The organism is uncultured Algibacter sp., assembly GCF_963976535.1.
Lineage (GTDB): Bacteria > Bacteroidota > Bacteroidia > Flavobacteriales > Flavobacteriaceae > Algibacter_B.
Map to the genome: position 1 here is coordinate 1 of NZ_CAXBLF010000064.1, position 16,748 is coordinate 16,748.

A 16,748-nucleotide genomic window follows, 5' to 3' on the forward strand; every position below is an offset into this window, starting at 1 on the left:
ACACTGAACACTGAACACTGAACACTGAACACTGAACACTGAACACTGAACACTGAACACTGTTTACTGTTTACTGTTTACTGTTTACTTTAAAAATTGCTGTGCAATTTTTTCAGCTTTTCTACTTTCAGAATAATCGTAAAAACCTTCTCCTGATTTTATTCCTAATTTACCTGCTCTTACCATGTTAACTAACAGAGGGCATGGTGCGTATTTGGGGTTTTTAAATCCATCATACATCACATTCAAAATTGATAAACATACGTCTAATCCAATAAAATCTGCTAACTGTAATGGACCCATAGGGTGTGCCATACCTAATTTCATAACGGTATCAATGGCTTCAACACTGGCAACGCCATTGTATAATGTTTCTATAGATTCATTGAGCATAGGCATTAAAATACGGTTTGCTACAAAACCTGGATAGTCATTTACTTCAACAGGAATTTTGCCTAAGGTTTTAGAAAGCGCCATAATGGTATTAGTAACGTCATCACTTGTATTATAACCTCTAATAATCTCAACCAATTTCATAATTGGTACTGGATTCATAAAATGCATCCCAACTACCTTTTCTGGTCTAGAAGTTACGGCTGCTATTTGTGTTATAGAAATTGAAGATGTGTTTGTTGCCAAAATTGTTTTTTCGGGGCAAGTACTATCTAATTCTTTGAAAATTTTTAGTTTTAAATCAACGTTTTCTGTGGCCGCTTCAATCACTAAGTCAATGGTTTTGACGCCTTCGGCTATGTTAGTATGCGTAGTTATGTTGGCTAAAGTTTTAGATTTTTCTGCTTCAGAAATTTTTTCTTTAGCAATCATTCTATCTAAATTCTTGACAATGGTAGCTATTCCTTTTTCTATAGAAGCTTCACTAATATCAATAAGTGCCACTTTAAACCCACTTTGGGCAAAGGTATGAGCAATACCATTTCCCATGGTGCCTGCTCCAATAACTGCGATGTTTTTCATAATCCTCTCTTAAGCTCTCCAAAGGAGAGAAACTGTTTTGTTAATAGTACCGTCTAATTTAGTTTAATTATAAGTTTTACCCATTAGAGTTTCCTTCCCTATGGAAAGGACAAAAGATGGGATTAAAAACTATTTATAATTTGAGTCGCAACACGCAAAGCTTCAGTGCCGTCATGGAGCGTAACAATAGGCGTTGTGTTATTATTTATTGCATCAGCAAAGGTTTCCAATTCATCTAGAATTGAATTATTGTCTGGTATAGGTGGATTATCAAAATAGATTTGCTTTTTAACACCTTCAGCATTTTGCAAAATCATATCGAAATCTCCAGGGTTTTCTGGAGCGTCTTTCATTTTTACAACTTCACATTTTTTAGTTAAGAAGTCCACCGAGATGTAAGCATCTTTTTGGAAGAAACGTGCTTTACGCATTTTTTTAAGTGAAATTCTACTTGCTGTTAAGTTAGCTACACAACCGTTTTCAAATTCTAATCTGGCATTAGCAATATCTGGTGTGTCACTTATAACTGAAACACCACTTGCTGAAACGCTTTTAACTTTAGATTTAACAACACTTAAAATAATATCTATGTCATGAATCATTAAATCCAAAACAACAGGCACATCAGTGCCTCTGGGATTAAATTCTGCTAAACGGTGTGTTTCAATAAACATAGGAGAATTAATTTCATCCTTTACAGCTAAATATGCAGGATTAAAACGTTCCACATGACCTACTTGTCCACGTAAGTTATGTTCCGCTAAAAGTTCTCTAATATGTTCAGCTTCTTCAACGGTATTTGTAATTGGCTTTTCAATAAAAATATGCTTTCCTTTTGCAATAGCCTGTTTTGCACAATCATAATGTGATAGTGTAGGCGTAACAATATCAACCATATCAACAGCATCAATTAATGCATCAATGGAGTTGAAAAACTTATACCCAAACTCAGCTTCTACTTTTTTACCATTGTCTTTATCGGCATCATAGAACCCTACAAGATTATATTTTTCAGATTGTTTAAGAAGTCTTAAATGAATTTTACCTAAGTGACCAGCACCAAGAACTCCAGCTTTTAGCATAATGTTTTCGTTTTCAACAAAAATAAGATATTTAAAACATGAAGTTAGGTAATTAATCTAAAAATTTTGGGTTTATAATTATGAAAAATAAAATCTGAATAAATAGTTTTAAGCTTGAAAATCTTTACCTAATTTTAGCAAACCAAATGCCACCATAATTGAAAGACACTTTTAAGCACCAAGGATTAAGACAGCAACTTGTTAACATATTAAAAAACAAAGGTATAACAGATGCAAATGTTTTAAAAGCCATAGGGAAGATACCAAGACATTTGTTTATGGATTCTGGTTTTTTAGACCATGCATACCAAGATAAAGCGTTTCCTATTGCGGCAGACCAAACGATTTCTCAACCTTACACAGTTGCTTTTCAATCTGAATTATTACAAATTAAAAAAGGTGATAAAATTCTGGAAATAGGAACGGGTAGTGGCTACCAAACGGCTGTTTTATGCGAATTAGGAGCTAAAGTTTATAGTATTGAACGTCAAAACGAGTTGTTTAAAAAAACCAGTAAATTTTTACCAAAGTTAGGATATCGTGCTAAAAAACTGATTTTTGGCGATGGTTATATTGGTTTAGAAGAAGAAGCGCCTTTTGATGGAATCATTGTAACTGCTGGTGCTCCTTTTGTGCCTAAACCTTTGCTTAGTCAATTAAAAATAGGAGGCAAGCTTGTTATTCCTGTTGGGGATGATGTGCAAGTCATGACTATGTTTACTAGAAAAGGGCCCAAAAAATTTGATCAGGAAGAATTTGGCGAGTTTAGGTTTGTACCTTTATTAGAGGATAAAAATTAATTATTTTCTTTTGGTACATGACAAAAATTTAAAATAGAACTTTAAACTGCACATATATACTGTATTACGGCTTTTTCGTTAAGAAGACCTGACAGGTTTTGAAAACCTGTCAGGTCTTTGTTATCTTATAAATTGTGAGTAGTTTATTTCTCAAAATTAATTTTTGTCATGTACTTAATTGCCTTCTACATTATTTTTGAAATATGCCAAACAGCTCACTTCCCATTCTTGATTCCATAGAATTATAACAATCTTCAAAACATATAATTTTAAAAAATGGGTCAAAATAATTTGAATATTCTTCTTTATCACCTCCAAATGGGCGTTTATCCATATCTCCAGTTAATGGAAAATTAAACCATAAACCAACTAGTTTTCCATTGTTATTAAGCAAATCACACATTTTAGTTGCATAGCGTTGCCGATTATATTTTGTAGGAGGAAAAGAGCAGAAAAATGTTTGCTCCAAAATCAAATCATAGTTTCCTTTATGAGTGAAAAAATCACCTTGTATCGTTTGGTTTAAGGGGAAATCTGGAACTCTAATACGAAATGCGTCAAGAGGTTCATTAGAAATATCTAAAACAGAAACATGCTTAAATCCTTGTTTGAAAAGATATTCTGCTTCATAAGAGTTGCCAGCTCCAGGAATTAATATTTTTAAATTCTTATTTTCTAGTTGGTCAATATACTGTTTAATTGGAGTTGAAGGCGCACCAATATCCCATCCTGTTTGATTTTCTAAATAGCGTTGAGACCAGTATTGTTGTTGTTCTTTTGAATTGTCTTGATTAAACATAACCTTAAAAATAAGAGTAGTAAATTGTGGTTTTTAAACATAAAGGATAGAAGTTATGATGCGCATAAATGTTTTATTTAAGGTAAGTATTTTTCAGGAATAGGATGGTCTTTGGTTTCTTGAGCCCAATAAATATTAACTACCCACCAGCGTTTACCATCGTTTAGCAATTGAATACTGTTGATGCCTCTCATAAAAGGGATGTCATCCGATTCGCTATGGAATGATTCATAAGTACTAAATACTTGGGTGATATTCCCGAAGGTGTCAGTTTTCCGATGTATTTCTTTTTCAAAAAAGCCATTTTCAACCAACCACTCTCCAGAACTTTTAATATAATCATCAGGGGTCATGTAACGTACCCTATAATTTTCAGATTTATCAAAACCTGAAGGAATCAATTTTGCATCGGGTGCGAATAGAAATTTTAGTTGCTTCCAATTTCTTTTTACTCCTTTTTCACCTGAAATAACGGCGTATAAGTTTTTAATAGTACTATCTAAAGTTAAAACGGAAGTGCTGTCAATTTCAAATTCAAAATCGGCTTCACTCTCTTTTTTTGATTTTTCTTGTGCCTGAATATTGAAAGACAAAGCACCAATTAATAGAAATGTTAATAGTTTTTTCATAATAAAAAATTTAAATGAGTTCATTGGTAAATTAGAGAATTTCAATAATTTAAAGCGTTAATGAACGCTTAAAATTTAAAAGCTTTCCTCAATTTTTATTGAGGTTTCAATTGAATTTGTCATTCCCATGAAATCGAAAGATTCATGAATTCATTATTATGAAATGTAAAACAATGAATAAAATGGTAATCTAAGCATAACATATGCTATTTATAAATTTTCTTGATTCTATCAAGATCGCGCTTATTGTCTCTATCTTTTATAGTCTCACGCTTATCAAACAATTTTTTACCTTTCGCCAACGCAATATTTAGTTTTGCATAGCCTTTATCATTAATAAACAATCGTAAGGGGATAATAGTGAGCCCTGTGTTCTGAACTGCTTTATTAAGTTTCTTAAGCTCTTTTTTATTTAAAAGTAACTTTCTAGTCGCTTTAGGTTTATGGTTGTAATAATTTCCAAAAGCATATTCTTGAATGGTCATATTCACTACAAAAAGCTCTCCGTTTTCGCTAAACTCACAAAAGCTTTCAGTAATAGAAGCTTTGCCACTTCTAATAGATTTTATTTCGGTACCAGTTAACACAATTCCAGCGGTGTACTTATCTAAAATTTCATATTGAAAGCGTGCTTTCTTATTCTGTATGTTTATGTTTTTTTGCATGAAGCACAAAACTACATAAATTATTGTGAGAATTTCATTTGAATTTATTCAAAAGTTAAAGAAACATTAATCCGTTTTATGATTAGACAAATATTCCTATTTTAGCCTATATGAAGAAGTTTTTTTTATCGTTTTTTTTATTGACTGTGTTGTTCTCATGCAAAAGCGCTAAAAAACATAACGAGCAAATCACCAAATTACACAGCGTTGCCGAATTACATAATGATGTTGATAAGTTATACCAACAATTAAAACGGCATCATCCTAAATTGTATCAATATACTTCTAAAGCAAAATTAGATTTTAAGTTTGATAGTTTAAAAACATCTATAACTACGCCGATTGATTCAAGAGCATTCTATAAAAAAATAGCTCCTGTTGTTGTTTACGTAAAACAAGGTCATGTTTCTGTAAGTTCTGCAAGCAAGTGGTTTACTAAAAAAGAAAGAAAACAACTTAAAAAGAAAAAATTTGAATTTTATGATTTAGATTTTGATTATTTAGAAGGTAAGCTTTGGGTGAAAGATTATAGAGGCAAAGATTCTACCTTGGTAGGAAATGAAATAGTAAGTATAAATGAGGAACCAGCTTCCAAATTAGTTGAAACCTATAAGACACGTCTCTCGTCTGATGGCTATAATACAACGCTTCACAACAGGCTTGTGTCTAAAGGATTTTCAGTTTTTTATTACAGAGACAAAGGGTATGTTGATAGTTTGAAAGTTGCCTTTAAATCTAAGGATTCGTTGTTTACTAAAATGTTTAAACGCATTGATAAAAAGGAGAAGAAAGAAAAACTAGCAGATACCACTTTAGCAGAAAAAGTAAAACTAAAAAAACTTTCAAAAGAAGAAAAGAAAGCCAATAAACTAGCTAAAAGAAAACGAAAAAAGGATAACAAAAAATACGGTTATTTAGGAAAGCGAAATCAATATACACGCAATTTTAGTTTTAAAGGTAAAGATAGCGCAGTGGCGTACATGAAGTTACGAAGTTTTACCAACGGCAATTACAAGAAATTTTACAAGGCCAGTTTTTCAAAAATAGATTCAGCAAAAACCAAACATTTTATTTTAGACTTAAGAGATAATGGCGGAGGACGTATTTCTGAAATTGACTATCTGTATTCCTATTTAACTGATAAAGACTATCAATTTATTACAGAAAGTGAAGTTACAAGTAGAACACCATTTTTAAAGTCTATTATGGCTAATACCACACCAAATAGTCTAAAGGTTGCAAGTGCTTTATTATACCCAATTGTTGCAACTCATAATCTTCTTAAAACAAGAAAAAGAGATGGAAAACTGTATTATAAATTTAATCAGCATACCAAAATAAAACCCCCAAATGAGTTAAACTATAAAAACAGAATGTATGTGCTTATAAATGGAAATTCATTTTCTGCATCTTCATTGTTATCTACACATTTAAAAGCGAATAAACGTGCTACTTTTGTAGGCGAAGAAACAGGAGGTGCTTATAATGGTACAGTAGCAGGGATTTATAAAATTTATGAACTGCCAACTTCTAAAATAAAAGTGAGGATGGGTTTAATGCAAATAGAAGCACCTCAAAAACAAAGTCCAGATGGTTATGGTATTAAACCAGATGTTGAGATTTTACCTAATTTAAAAGATACTCAATCAAATATTGACACCGAATTAGAGTGGGTTTTAAAAGATATTTATAAGCAAGACTAATTTCCTCAAAAAAACTGTAAATCCTTTAAAACCTTGAATCTAAATTCGTATTTTTGATTTTCATTGTTAAAATAAAAATTTCAATATTATTATATGAATTCATACGATGTAGCCATTATCGGTTCTGGTCCTGGAGGATATGTAGCAGCCATTCGTTGCGCACAATTAGGCATGAAAACCGCCATTATAGAAAAATACTCAACATTAGGAGGTACTTGTTTAAATGTGGGTTGCATTCCAAGTAAAGCACTTTTAGATTCGTCACATCATTATGATGATGCCGTTAAGCATTTTGAGGAGCATGGTATTGAAGTGCCTGGAGAGGTAAAAGTGAATTTAGAGAAAATGATTGCTCGTAAACAAGCAGTTGTTGATCAAACGACAGGTGGTATTGATTTTTTAATGAAGAAAAATAAAATTGATGTGTATCAAGGTTTAGGGAGCTTTAAAGATGCTACTCATATCACGATTAAAGGTGAAGATACTACCGAGATTGAAGCAAAAAACACCATTATTGCAACAGGTAGTAAACCATCAAACTTACCATTTATAAAGCTTGATAAAGAACGTATTATTACATCTACAGAAGCTTTAAAGCTTAAAGAAATTCCAAAGCACATGATTGTTATTGGAGGTGGTGTTATTGGTTTAGAATTAGGGCAAGTTTACAGACGTTTAGGTGCTGAGGTTACTGTTGTAGAATATATGGATAGAATCATTCCAACTATGGATGCGGGTTTATCTAAAGAACTAAATAAAGTTTTCAAGAAAGCTAAATTTAAAATGCAAGTATCTCACAAAGTGAAATCTGTTGCCCGCAAAGGCGATGAAGTTATTGTGAAAGCCGATAATAAGAAAGGTGAAGAAGTAGAATTTAAAGGTGACTACTGTTTAGTGTCAGTTGGTCGTAAACCTTATACTGACGGTTTAAATACTGAAGCTGCTGGTGTGAAGTTAGATGATAGAGGCAGAGTAGAAGTTAACGAACATTTACAAACTAGTGCTTCAAATATATATGCTATTGGAGATGTTGTAAAAGGTGCGATGTTAGCGCATAAAGCTGAAGAAGAAGGCGTTTTTGTAGCTGAAACTTTAGCAGGACAAAAACCACATATAGATTACAATTTAATTCCAGGTGTTGTTTACACATGGCCAGAAGTTGCTGCAGTTGGAAAAACAGAAGAAGAACTTAAAGAAGCAGGCGTGGATTACAAAGTTGGATCATTCCCAATGCGTGCTTTAGGTAGAAGTAGAGCGAGTATGGATTTAGATGGTTTCGTTAAAATTCTTGCTGATAAAACAACAGATGAAATTTTAGGCGTACACATGATTGGAGCTCGTGCAGCAGATATGATTGCTGAAGCAGTTGTAGCTATGGAATTCAGAGCATCTGCTGAAGATGTAGCTCGAATGTCTCATGCGCACCCAACGTTCACAGAAGCTATTAAAGAAGCAGCTTTAGCGGCTACTGAAGATCGAGCATTGCATATTTAACTAATTCCTGCTTAAGCAGAAATCATAAAAAGTAAAAGGCTGTCTTGAATTCAAGACAGCCTTTTACTTTTTTAAATAAGTTTAATTTTAAAACAAATCATTCAAAACTTTAGCCAACCTAATACCAGCAATTTGTAACTGACTTCTAACCGTTTTAAAATGGTCGTAAGAATAACGATATTTTAAATTCTCATCAGGTTTGGCAGAAACATATACTTTTTTTGTTAATTGATGTGTTTCATTTACCCAATCTATAATTGAACCTTTTTGAATAGCTTTTACTTGTTTTTTTGAGAGCACATCTTCATTTTCAGCTAATTCGCTATATGTCATATTATATTTATCAATCATTTCACTGTCCCAAACTCTATGCATATTAGAATCTTCATAAAACCACTGTACTTTAAAGTCATTACCGCCTTTATCTTCTTGTAACCCAACATGCATGGGTTGGTGCAAATCGCCAATTAAATGAATTAAGAGTTTTAAGTAAAAGGCTTTATCATCATCTGAAGCATTTTTATCAAGGATAACTTTTTTACAATATGCAATACCAGTAACTAAATCACCTTTGCTATTCTTTTTAGAGTTTTCATAGTTTTCATCTAATGGCATATTAATATAGTGCCATGTATAGAATTCATTGTAGCGTCTATCAGATTTTATCTCATCAGCAAACGTAGAAACAAAAGCCAGTGATTTTCTATTTAATAAGCGTTTTACTTCTCTTTTTGTTTTACCATTTAAGTGGTTGTCTGCTATTTTTCCAACAACACGATGTCCTGTTGCTCCCCAAAAATTAACAGCTGCATAGCTTTTTAAGGGTAAAACAAAAAGGGCAGCTAAAAGGAAGGTGTAAACTAATTTCATGTGTTTGTATTTATTGTTTTTTATCCCGATCGTTATCGGGAGTCACATGCTGTTCGCTATTAATCATTTCATTGAGTGATAGTGCCTTTAGCATGCTCGATTCATAAACTTAATTTTTGGCTAATTTATAAATATCAGACTTAAGAATATAAATTAAAACTAGAGTTAACAAAAGTTTAATGCTTTACTTGATTTTGTTTCTAGCAAAAAAACTTTTGCCTAACAAATGCGTATTTAATAATAAAGGGTTTAAAGTGAAAAATTATTTTTTGAATATCATGTGACTTTATAAATAAGAACGTGTCTTAAACATTATAACAACTAAATAGCGAAAGCTAAATTTGAAAACCCTAGACAAGAATAATAAACTATCTGATGAACATCTAGTAGAAGCAATTGTGAGTACAAATAACACATTGCTTTTCGAGGTTTTATATGATCGATACGCCAGATTAGTGTATAACAAGTGCTATGGTTTTGCAAAAGATGAAGACGAAGCCAAAGATTTAACACAAGATGTTTTTTTAAAACTCTTTGTTAAATTGGCTAGTTTTAAAGCGAAAGCGAAGTTTTCAACGTGGTTGTATGCGTTTACTTATAACCATTGTGTAAATTATGTAACTAGAAATACGGCTAAGAAATTTGAAAAGCAGTCGGTTGATTATAAAGATATAGAGAACCTTTCTGATGATTATGATGAAGACGATAATAGTTTTCTAAACATGAAAATTGAAAAGTTAAAAGTAGCATTGGAGCTTATATCTCCTGGGGAGAAAATGATTTTATTGTTAAAATACCAAGATTTTCTTTCTATAAAGGAAATTGAAAGCGCTCTTGGTATTGGAGAAAGCGCAGTTAAAATGAGAATTAAGCGCGCAAAAGACAAGCTTATAACCGTGTATAACAAAAACCAAAATTAATGGATAATCCATTCAAACATATAAACCAGCCGCTTAAGGAAGTTCCGCAGGAGCTTAAAGCGAAGGTTATGAGTGACATTGCTATGGCAAAACTCATAATGGAGCTGGCTGCTCTGTTTTCATATAATATTGGTGATGTTATTGAAACCGTAATACGAAGTAGAAAAACCAACAAATAGATTACAATACCTTAATAACCCTAACTAAAATAGAATAACAATGGAAAAAGCGACACAATGGAAAGATATGGCCATGGAATCTTTATCAACAATGTGGCTAGAAATTTCTAAAATCTTCCCTAATATTATAGGAACCATAATTGTGCTGGTTTTTGGCTGGCTTTTAACAAAGCTTATTGTTAAAATCATTAAAAAGGCTTTAAAACTAGCAAAGGCTAATAAGTTAGATGATGCTATAAATGAAATCGAGATTGTTGAAGGTAAAAAACTAAACTTTGATACCGTAAAAGTAGTATCAAATTTTGTGAAGTGGATTATGTATATCATGCTATTGATAATGGCATCAGACATTATGAATTTAACCATGATTTCTGCACAGATTAGTAACTTGTTAACCTATTTGCCTCAATTATTTGCTGCGTTAGTCATATTTACTGTTGGATTAATTTTAGCAAATCTTATTAAAAAAGGCTTAAAATCATTTTTTGTATCTATGGATTTATCTGGAGCCAAAATAATAAGTCAAGTGGTCTTTTTTATCATTTTGATTTTTGTTTCTATTACTGCGTTAAACCAAGCTGGAATTGATACTGAAATTGTTACAAGTAACTTAACAATGATTTTAGCAGCGTTTTTATTAGCATTCGCATTAGCATTGGGTTTTGGAGCTCAAAAAGTAGTGGGCGATTTATTAAGAACATTTTATACGAGAAAAACCTATGAAATAGGGCAGAAAATAGAGTTTAACAGCATTAAAGGCGAAGTTGAATCTATCGATGGCATAACAGTAACAATAAAAACAAAAGAAGGAAAATTAATAGTGCCAATTAAAGATATTGTAGAGAGTCAAGTAAGGATACAGGATTAACTATAAGTTAGGGTTAAAATTTGGTTAGTTATTTTTCTGTAAACCGAAAAACTCTCTACATGTTATAAACCCTTTTCATTAATCTCGTGTTCATCGAGAGGAAAAGGGTTCTTTTTTGTTAAGACATAAACCTTTATATCTACAACAAAAGGGCAAATTTAATTGTGTGAATAGTTAAATTTAAAATTCAATTTTTTATGACTATCTATAAAACAGGGTTATTCCTACTCGTATTTTTATGCTTAATCGATTAATTAAGTCTTTAATCGATATGTTCTGATTTTTTTTATATAAAAATTCAAAATGTATGTAATACGATAATATTGGGTTAATAATAACCTTAACTCGATTTAGTTTTGACAGACGAAGAATTAGTATCAAAAATTGTTAGTAGTAACGACGCAAAACTTTTTGGAATTTTATATGATAGATTTTCAAAAAACATTTATAATAAATGTTACTCTTTTGTAAATAATGAAGATGAAGCGAAAGATTTAACTCAGGATATTTTTTTAAAATTATTTGTAAAACTTTCTAGTTTTAAAGGTAACTCTAAATTTTCCACATGGGTTTATTCTTTTACTTATAATCACTGTGTGAATTATGTAACTCGTAGTCCTTTTAAAAAGCACGAAGTACGTCTTACAGATACTTATAAAATAGATAATTATTCAGAAGAAATAGAAATGATCGACGATGATTATTCAGGTGAAAAATTAAATAGGGCTCTAAAAAAGATATCTGCTGATGATAGATCAATATTATTATTAAAATATCAGGATGATTTAACTATTAAAAACTTGATGAATTTAATGGGTATTAGTAGTAGCGCCGTAAAAATGAGAATTAAAAGAGCACGAGAACGACTAGCTTATTCTTATGCTTCATAAAATATATTTAAAAAGTATATAGATATTGTAGAAAGCAAGTAAGTACGCAGGATTACCTTTAAGTTAGGGTTAATTTGGTTGGTTACTTTTCCTGAAACTGAAAAACTCTCTACATGTTATAATCCCTTTTCTCCCGATAAAATTCGGCATTGAAAGGGGATTTTTTTTTAGAATTTTTCCAGAATTCGTAACACATCCTTTTTATAACTTCTACTAATGGTTAAAGCGGTGTTGTTTATAGTAATTTCTTCGTTTGTAAACGACGTAATATGCTTTAATGCTATGATATAAGAACGATGAATTCTTAAAAAGGATTTACTTGGTAGTTTTGCTTCAATGGTACTTATAGTTTCTCTGGTAACTATAGTTTCATCGGCTAAATGAATTTTAATATAGTCACTATAACTTTCAATATAGATGATAGATTCAAAATCAATTTTAACCATACGTCTATCCGCTCGTACAAACATAAAATCGTTGTTGGCTGTTTCTGTATATTCAGTATGTTTTGAATCTGTATGTATGTCAAAATAACTATTCACAGCTTGTTGTAATCTATCAAAAGAAATTGGTTTTAGCAGGTAATCTACAGCTTGCAATTCAAAACCCTCAACAGCAAAATCACGATAGGCCGTTGTGAAAATTATTTTAACATCTTTATTAATAGATTTCGCAAAGGATATTCCGGAGATTTCGGGCATATTAATATCAAGGAACACCAAGTCTATTTTATGTGCTCTCAATACACTAAAAGCTTCAATAGCATTACTACAACTCGCAACAATTTTTATTTTAGGTATTTTTGATACATGCGTTGCTATGACTTCTCTAGCAATAGCTTCATCATCAACTATAATACATAATATGTCTTTGTTTTGTCGCATCAATTAAACCGTTTTAAGCTTTAAATTTACTTTAAATAATCCGTTTTCATTATTAATATTTAGTGTGTATTGGTCTTTATAAATCATATCTAGTCGCTTTTTAATGTTTTCTAAACCAATCCCGTTTTCTGAAATAGCATTAGTGTTACTGGTATTTTCAATTTCAAAAAACAGGCTCTTGATTTCGCAGTATAACTTGATGTTAACATTAAGTATACCTTTTTTTAAACTCCCATGCTTAAAGCTATTTTCCACAAATGGCAGTAGGAGCATAGGCGCTATTTTGGTGTCTTCTAAAATGTTTTCAGTCTCAAAATGAATATGAAGCTTATCATTAAAGCGCATTTTTTCTAACTCAATGTAATCATTAATATGATTTATTTCGTCGTTAAGAGATACAAAAGGTTTATCTACTTGATACAGCAAATAATCCAACAAGTTTGAAAGCTTTAAAATCATTTCAGGAGTTTCATCAGCTTTTTTTAAAGCAAACCCATACATGGTATTTAAGGTGTTAAAAAGGAAGTGGGGATGAATTTGCATCTTCAAATAATTCAACTCTTGCTCTTTTAATTTTAGTTGCGTTTCTAAAATTTTAGTTTCTAGTTTTTTGGCTTCTTCAGTGTGTTTTAAATTTAGTTTTAAAAGTTTAAACGCACTAACAATAATAACCACCAAGTAAACAGCAATAGCAACAAATAATAAGCTTTTACTAATCGGCGCCATGTTTGAATACTCAAAATTTGAGAGATAAACAAGACCATAGAATACCGAAATAACAATAAGATAAGCCGAAATAATTAGGGTATATAAACTATACAACCCAAACAAAAAGTAACGTTTTGTAATAAGATATTCAGGAATTATTTTATAAATAAAAACATAGGTTGTTGCAATAGTAATGGGCATTAAAAATAAAGAGAATGATAAAACGTAACTAAAATCGCTACTATCTACACCAAAAAAGTAGGTGTAAAATAACAAGACGCCACACCAAAACATAATGTGGAGAATAATCTGCCCTATTTTTTTTAAAATGAATTGTCTTTTTAACATTACTTTAATACTATAGGGAAATTTGTCAATTCGAGTGAATTTTACTCATTTTTATGAGTGAAATTTGTATCGAGAATAAAATTTGCCGTTTCAAAACCTGTTCTCGATACAACCCCTCAAAACATGGGGGTCACTCGAACTGACATTTAGTTTAGCTTAATAAATCGAAATGCACAACAGGTTATACTACAATAATACTATAAATTTAGAGCTAACAAAGATTTTGTAGACGAATAACAGGATTAGTATCAGTTTTAACCTGATGTTAATTTAATTGCTAAATTAGTCATCTGTCGCATTTTAATTTATGGAGGACGTAAAGGCTATAAGTTTGTAGCATGTTTAATTAAAACCATTTATTATGAATTTATTATCAGTTATAGCGTTGAATCCTTTTGTAGATAGATTTATGGAAGGCGGACCATTATTTATGTCTCTTATTTTAATATGTCTTTTACTAGCTTTGTCTTTTGTTGTTATGGGTTTTGTAAATCTTAAAAAGAACGTGCTTAAATCAAAAAAAATGACCGGTTTAGCATCAGATGCTAGCATTCTAGGTTTGGTAATTGGCTTTTTAGGATCTATTATAGGCATGATTACTGCGTTTGATGCTATTGAGTCTATGGGCGATATTAGTTCAGGTATGATGGCTGCTGGACTAAAAGTGTCGTTCTTAACAACTGTTTTTGGTGCTGTTACTTTTATTCTTCCAAGAATTGGCATTATTATTTTAAAAGCGTTACAAAAAAGTTAGTATCAGTTAGCGGTTCTTTTTCAATCCATATAAAATATCTTTTTCATGTATTTGAAAAAGGGATTTTTTGTTTATAATTAAGTACAAGTACGTATTGATTTTTTGGCAAGAAAATTCTAACTTGGCTTATCGACTGATAAAAGTCATTAAAACGACGTCATATCATTAAAGTTGGCAATAATTAATATGAATTTAGAACAATTATATTTTATAGCAGAGATTATAGCCGCATTAGCTGTAATAATTTCTATCATTTATTTGGGTGTTCAAATACGAAATACTAGAATACAAAACAAGAAAGAAATGTATTTGGATATGTCTAAATTTCGTTCTGAATTAACTTTAAAATTGGCATCTGACAAAGGGCTATCGTACATTGTTGCTCAAGGTCTATCCGCAAAATCTAAAATGACCCCAAACGAGTATTTTCGTTTTTCCAATTTTGCCTTCGCCTATTTTATAGGTTACGAAGTTGCATTTCAAAGGAATCAAAGTAATGATATGGATGATGATATAGCAAAAGGATTGAAAGACTCTCTTAATTGGTGGTTATCATTACCAGGTGTACAAGTCTTCTGGAAGAATAATTCAGAATTTGGTTTTTCAAATAAATTCAAGAATTACATTAACAAATCAATTAATGAAGTAAATAAAAATAGTAAAAATCAATATCAAAATCACATAGAGTTTATGGCAAGTGCTGGAGAAAGAATCATTGCTAAAACAGAAATTTTGAAAGATGAAGGGTAGTAATTAATAAAAACTATTGCCAATAAAGTACAACACCTAATTCAAATAATTTACCCCCGCTACCGCTAAGTTGTACTTAGTGGCGTTCCGAGTAAGAAACACTGATATAATTCATTAAAACGACGTCATATCATTAAAGTTGGGTAGAATTTTAAAAAAAACTAAATCAATAATATGTTATGAGCATAATCAGAACTCTACTAATCATTTTTGGACTAATTTTAATTAGTTCCATTTCCTTTGCACAAGAAGAAATTACCTATTTAAGTTATTATCCAAAAGTAGAATACAATGCTAAAGTTGCTGAAAGTAATACTTCAGATGATGGCTCTATGTTTGAAAAAATTGTCATAGACGCATTTGATTCTAGAGTTCCATTCTATGTTATTAAGCCAGAAATTAATAAAACAAACAAGTTTGTTATACTCCTTCACGGCATAACTGGAAGTAAAGAAAATTGGGTTAATCCAACATCAAGCCTGTCTAAAAAATATGTAAAATTAAAAGATTCATTAGTGTCAATCGGCTACAATGTTATAATACCTGATGCTAAATATCACGGAGAAAGAAGTTATGAAGCCGACTTTGCATCTCCAATTTCATTTTTCTCAACACAAGATGTACAAAAAATACACAACCTTTGGTCAACTACTGTTAAAGATATTAGAGTAATAATGGACTATATGCAATCATTTTCGAAAGAGGAGCAGATTACTTTTGATGTAGTTGGGTACAGTATGGGTGGATTAATGGCTATTTATTTAAATTCAGTTGATGACAGATTGAACCGCATAGTTGCTTGCGTAGCACCTTTGGGAAATACAATTAAGGCAGGTATGAGTTTAGGACTCAATGAGGAGAATGCTAAAAAGGTGGAGGAACACTTTTCAAGTGAAATATATGCGCCTTTACAAAAAGCACCTATTACTTTACTTATGGGAACAAAAGATGGTTGGTATACTGAAAAGGAGGCACAAGATTTTTATAATAACATCGAGATTAAATCCAAAACATTGAAATTCTACGAATCAGGACATTATTTACCTGAAGAATTTATTTCAGATGTGATTAAATCATTAAACAAAAAGTAAAAAACTCTACACAATAACTAAGCATATGGCGTGCCGATAGGCCGACGCTATATGCCTGTTGACTGATTCGTCATAGATAAGGGGGAATTCGACAAGTTTTGTATGGATAGTTGAGGTAAGAAACCTTTCACTTAGGTAAGAAGTTTGGTGATTTCTTATAAAAGATATCTTTTTTCTCCGATTATTGTTTTTTACAAGTCGTAAAAGTACATTTCAAACTGGTTTTATTCACTTTTAGGCCCCCGCTACCCCCGCTACCGCTAAGTTGTACTTAGTGGCGTTCTGAGTAAGAAACAAAATTCTATAATTAAGAAGAAATAAAACCTCCACTTAGTTTCC

The 16,748-nt window shown here is 31.3% G+C and carries 18 protein-coding genes; 10 read left to right on the plus strand and 8 right to left on the minus strand.

The window, feature by feature from the left end:
• Positions 1 to 84: 84 nt before the first annotated feature.
• Positions 85 to 975, minus strand: a complete 891-nt coding sequence (locus AAC024_RS13635) for a 3-hydroxybutyryl-CoA dehydrogenase (protein ID WP_339896039.1) — start codon at positions 973 to 975, stop codon at positions 85 to 87.
• Positions 976 to 1,097: 122 nt separating this feature from the next.
• Positions 1,098 to 2,057, minus strand: a complete 960-nt coding sequence (locus AAC024_RS13640; RefSeq protein WP_339896040.1) for a Gfo/Idh/MocA family oxidoreductase — start codon at positions 2,055 to 2,057, stop codon at positions 1,098 to 1,100.
• 158 nt (positions 2,058 to 2,215) lie between these two features.
• On the opposite strand from AAC024_RS13640, the gene AAC024_RS13645 reads away from it, so the two are divergent.
• Entirely contained in the window at positions 2,216 to 2,857 is a 642-nt protein-coding gene (locus AAC024_RS13645) for a protein-L-isoaspartate(D-aspartate) O-methyltransferase (RefSeq protein WP_339896041.1), read from the plus strand.
• Positions 2,858 to 3,047: 190 nt separating this feature from the next.
• On the opposite strand, the gene AAC024_RS13650 is transcribed toward AAC024_RS13645, so the two are convergent.
• The 3 genes from AAC024_RS13650 to smpB form a co-directional block, all read right to left on the minus strand.
• On the minus strand, positions 3,048 to 3,656 hold the full coding sequence (locus AAC024_RS13650; RefSeq protein WP_339896042.1) for a methyltransferase domain-containing protein: 609 nt from the start codon (positions 3,654 to 3,656) through the stop codon (positions 3,048 to 3,050).
• Between the two features lie 77 nt (positions 3,657 to 3,733).
• The gene (locus tag AAC024_RS13655) at positions 3,734 to 4,285 is read right to left on the minus strand and encodes a hypothetical protein (protein WP_339896043.1); all 552 of its coding nucleotides are present in this window, start codon (positions 4,283 to 4,285) and stop codon (positions 3,734 to 3,736) included.
• 206 nt (positions 4,286 to 4,491) lie between these two features.
• Entirely contained in the window at positions 4,492 to 4,950 is a 459-nt protein-coding gene (gene smpB / locus AAC024_RS13660; RefSeq protein WP_339896044.1) for an SsrA-binding protein SmpB, read from the minus strand.
• 110 nt (positions 4,951 to 5,060) lie between these two features.
• Between smpB and AAC024_RS13665 the strand changes: the two genes are divergently transcribed.
• Both AAC024_RS13665 and lpdA read left to right on the plus strand, forming a co-directional pair.
• Positions 5,061 to 6,653, plus strand: coding sequence for a S41 family peptidase (locus AAC024_RS13665; protein WP_339896045.1), 1,593 nt, complete (start codon positions 5,061 to 5,063; stop codon positions 6,651 to 6,653).
• Between the two features lie 93 nt (positions 6,654 to 6,746).
• On the plus strand, positions 6,747 to 8,147 hold the full coding sequence (gene lpdA / locus AAC024_RS13670; RefSeq protein ID WP_339896046.1) for a dihydrolipoyl dehydrogenase: 1,401 nt from the start codon (positions 6,747 to 6,749) through the stop codon (positions 8,145 to 8,147).
• Between the two features lie 87 nt (positions 8,148 to 8,234).
• On the opposite strand, the gene AAC024_RS13675 is transcribed toward lpdA, so the two are convergent.
• Positions 8,235 to 9,017, minus strand: a complete 783-nt coding sequence (locus AAC024_RS13675; RefSeq protein WP_339896047.1) for a S1/P1 nuclease — start codon at positions 9,015 to 9,017, stop codon at positions 8,235 to 8,237.
• 341 nt (positions 9,018 to 9,358) lie between these two features.
• Between AAC024_RS13675 and AAC024_RS13680 the strand changes: the two genes are divergently transcribed.
• The 4 genes from AAC024_RS13680 (at position 9,359) to AAC024_RS13695 (ending at position 11,874) form a co-directional block, all read left to right on the plus strand.
• Positions 9,359 to 9,937 carry an RNA polymerase sigma factor gene (locus AAC024_RS13680; protein WP_339896048.1) on the plus strand — a complete coding sequence of 193 codons (579 nt, stop codon included), beginning with the start codon at positions 9,359 to 9,361 and terminating at the stop codon, positions 9,935 to 9,937.
• On the plus strand, positions 9,937 to 10,116 hold the full coding sequence (locus AAC024_RS13685; protein WP_339896049.1) for a hypothetical protein: 180 nt from the start codon (positions 9,937 to 9,939) through the stop codon (positions 10,114 to 10,116). The genes AAC024_RS13680 and AAC024_RS13685 overlap by 1 nt, the downstream gene beginning before the upstream one ends.
• 40 nt (positions 10,117 to 10,156) lie before the next feature.
• The gene (locus AAC024_RS13690) at positions 10,157 to 10,984 is read left to right on the plus strand and encodes a mechanosensitive ion channel domain-containing protein (protein WP_339896050.1); all 828 of its coding nucleotides are present in this window, start codon (positions 10,157 to 10,159) and stop codon (positions 10,982 to 10,984) included.
• Between the two features lie 356 nt (positions 10,985 to 11,340).
• Entirely contained in the window at positions 11,341 to 11,874 is a 534-nt protein-coding gene (locus AAC024_RS13695) for a sigma-70 family RNA polymerase sigma factor (RefSeq protein ID WP_339896051.1), read from the plus strand.
• Between the two features lie 167 nt (positions 11,875 to 12,041).
• On the opposite strand, the gene AAC024_RS13700 is transcribed toward AAC024_RS13695, so the two are convergent.
• Both AAC024_RS13700 and AAC024_RS13705 read right to left on the minus strand, forming a co-directional pair.
• Positions 12,042 to 12,758, minus strand: a complete 717-nt coding sequence (locus AAC024_RS13700; protein ID WP_339896052.1) for a LytTR family DNA-binding domain-containing protein — start codon at positions 12,756 to 12,758, stop codon at positions 12,042 to 12,044.
• A 3-nt stretch (positions 12,759 to 12,761) separates the two neighbouring features.
• The gene (locus AAC024_RS13705; protein ID WP_339896053.1) at positions 12,762 to 13,814 is read right to left on the minus strand and encodes a histidine kinase; all 1,053 of its coding nucleotides are present in this window, start codon (positions 13,812 to 13,814) and stop codon (positions 12,762 to 12,764) included.
• A gap of 361 nt (positions 13,815 to 14,175) precedes the next feature.
• On the opposite strand from AAC024_RS13705, the gene AAC024_RS13710 reads away from it, so the two are divergent.
• The 3 genes from AAC024_RS13710 to AAC024_RS13720 all read left to right on the plus strand — a co-directional run bounded on the left by AAC024_RS13710 (position 14,176) and on the right by AAC024_RS13720 (position 16,409).
• Positions 14,176 to 14,568 (plus strand): MotA/TolQ/ExbB proton channel family protein, encoded by a 393-nt coding sequence (locus AAC024_RS13710; RefSeq protein WP_339896054.1) that lies wholly within the window; start codon positions 14,176 to 14,178, stop codon positions 14,566 to 14,568.
• Between the two features lie 186 nt (positions 14,569 to 14,754).
• Positions 14,755 to 15,318: a hypothetical protein gene (locus AAC024_RS13715; RefSeq protein WP_339896055.1), complete on the plus strand. Its 564-nt coding sequence runs from the start codon at positions 14,755 to 14,757 to the stop codon at positions 15,316 to 15,318.
• 179 nt (positions 15,319 to 15,497) lie between these two features.
• A complete protein-coding gene (locus tag AAC024_RS13720) occupies positions 15,498 to 16,409 on the plus strand; it encodes an alpha/beta fold hydrolase (protein WP_339896056.1) in 912 nt (303 codons plus the stop codon).
• Positions 16,410 to 16,748: the final 339 nt, after the last annotated feature.

What these genes read in the sequence shown, in the direction of transcription:
- AAC024_RS13635 (WP_339896039.1), bottom strand. Translation starts at nt 975, where the DNA reads ATGAAAAACATCGCAGTTATTGGAGCAGGCACCATGGGAAATGGTATT.
- AAC024_RS13640 (WP_339896040.1), bottom strand. Translation starts at nt 2,057, where the DNA reads ATGCTAAAAGCTGGAGTTCTTGGTGCTGGTCACTTAGGTAAAATTCAT.
- AAC024_RS13650 (WP_339896042.1), bottom strand. Translation starts at nt 3,656, where the DNA reads ATGTTTAATCAAGACAATTCAAAAGAACAACAACAATACTGGTCTCAA.
- AAC024_RS13655 (WP_339896043.1), bottom strand. Translation starts at nt 4,285, where the DNA reads ATGAAAAAACTATTAACATTTCTATTAATTGGTGCTTTGTCTTTCAAT.
- smpB (WP_339896044.1), bottom strand. Translation starts at nt 4,950, where the DNA reads ATGCAAAAAAACATAAACATACAGAATAAGAAAGCACGCTTTCAATAT.
- AAC024_RS13665 (WP_339896045.1), top strand. Translation starts at nt 5,061, where the DNA reads ATGAAGAAGTTTTTTTTATCGTTTTTTTTATTGACTGTGTTGTTCTCA.
- lpdA (WP_339896046.1), top strand. Translation starts at nt 6,747, where the DNA reads ATGAATTCATACGATGTAGCCATTATCGGTTCTGGTCCTGGAGGATAT.
- AAC024_RS13675 (WP_339896047.1), bottom strand. Translation starts at nt 9,017, where the DNA reads ATGAAATTAGTTTACACCTTCCTTTTAGCTGCCCTTTTTGTTTTACCC.
- AAC024_RS13685 (WP_339896049.1), top strand. Translation starts at nt 9,937, where the DNA reads ATGGATAATCCATTCAAACATATAAACCAGCCGCTTAAGGAAGTTCCG.
- AAC024_RS13690 (WP_339896050.1), top strand. Translation starts at nt 10,157, where the DNA reads ATGGAAAAAGCGACACAATGGAAAGATATGGCCATGGAATCTTTATCA.
- AAC024_RS13700 (WP_339896052.1), bottom strand. Translation starts at nt 12,758, where the DNA reads ATGCGACAAAACAAAGACATATTATGTATTATAGTTGATGATGAAGCT.
- AAC024_RS13705 (WP_339896053.1), bottom strand. Translation starts at nt 13,814, where the DNA reads ATGTTAAAAAGACAATTCATTTTAAAAAAAATAGGGCAGATTATTCTC.
- AAC024_RS13710 (WP_339896054.1), top strand. Translation starts at nt 14,176, where the DNA reads ATGAATTTATTATCAGTTATAGCGTTGAATCCTTTTGTAGATAGATTT.
- AAC024_RS13715 (WP_339896055.1), top strand. Translation starts at nt 14,755, where the DNA reads ATGAATTTAGAACAATTATATTTTATAGCAGAGATTATAGCCGCATTA.
- AAC024_RS13720 (WP_339896056.1), top strand. Translation starts at nt 15,498, where the DNA reads ATGAGCATAATCAGAACTCTACTAATCATTTTTGGACTAATTTTAATT.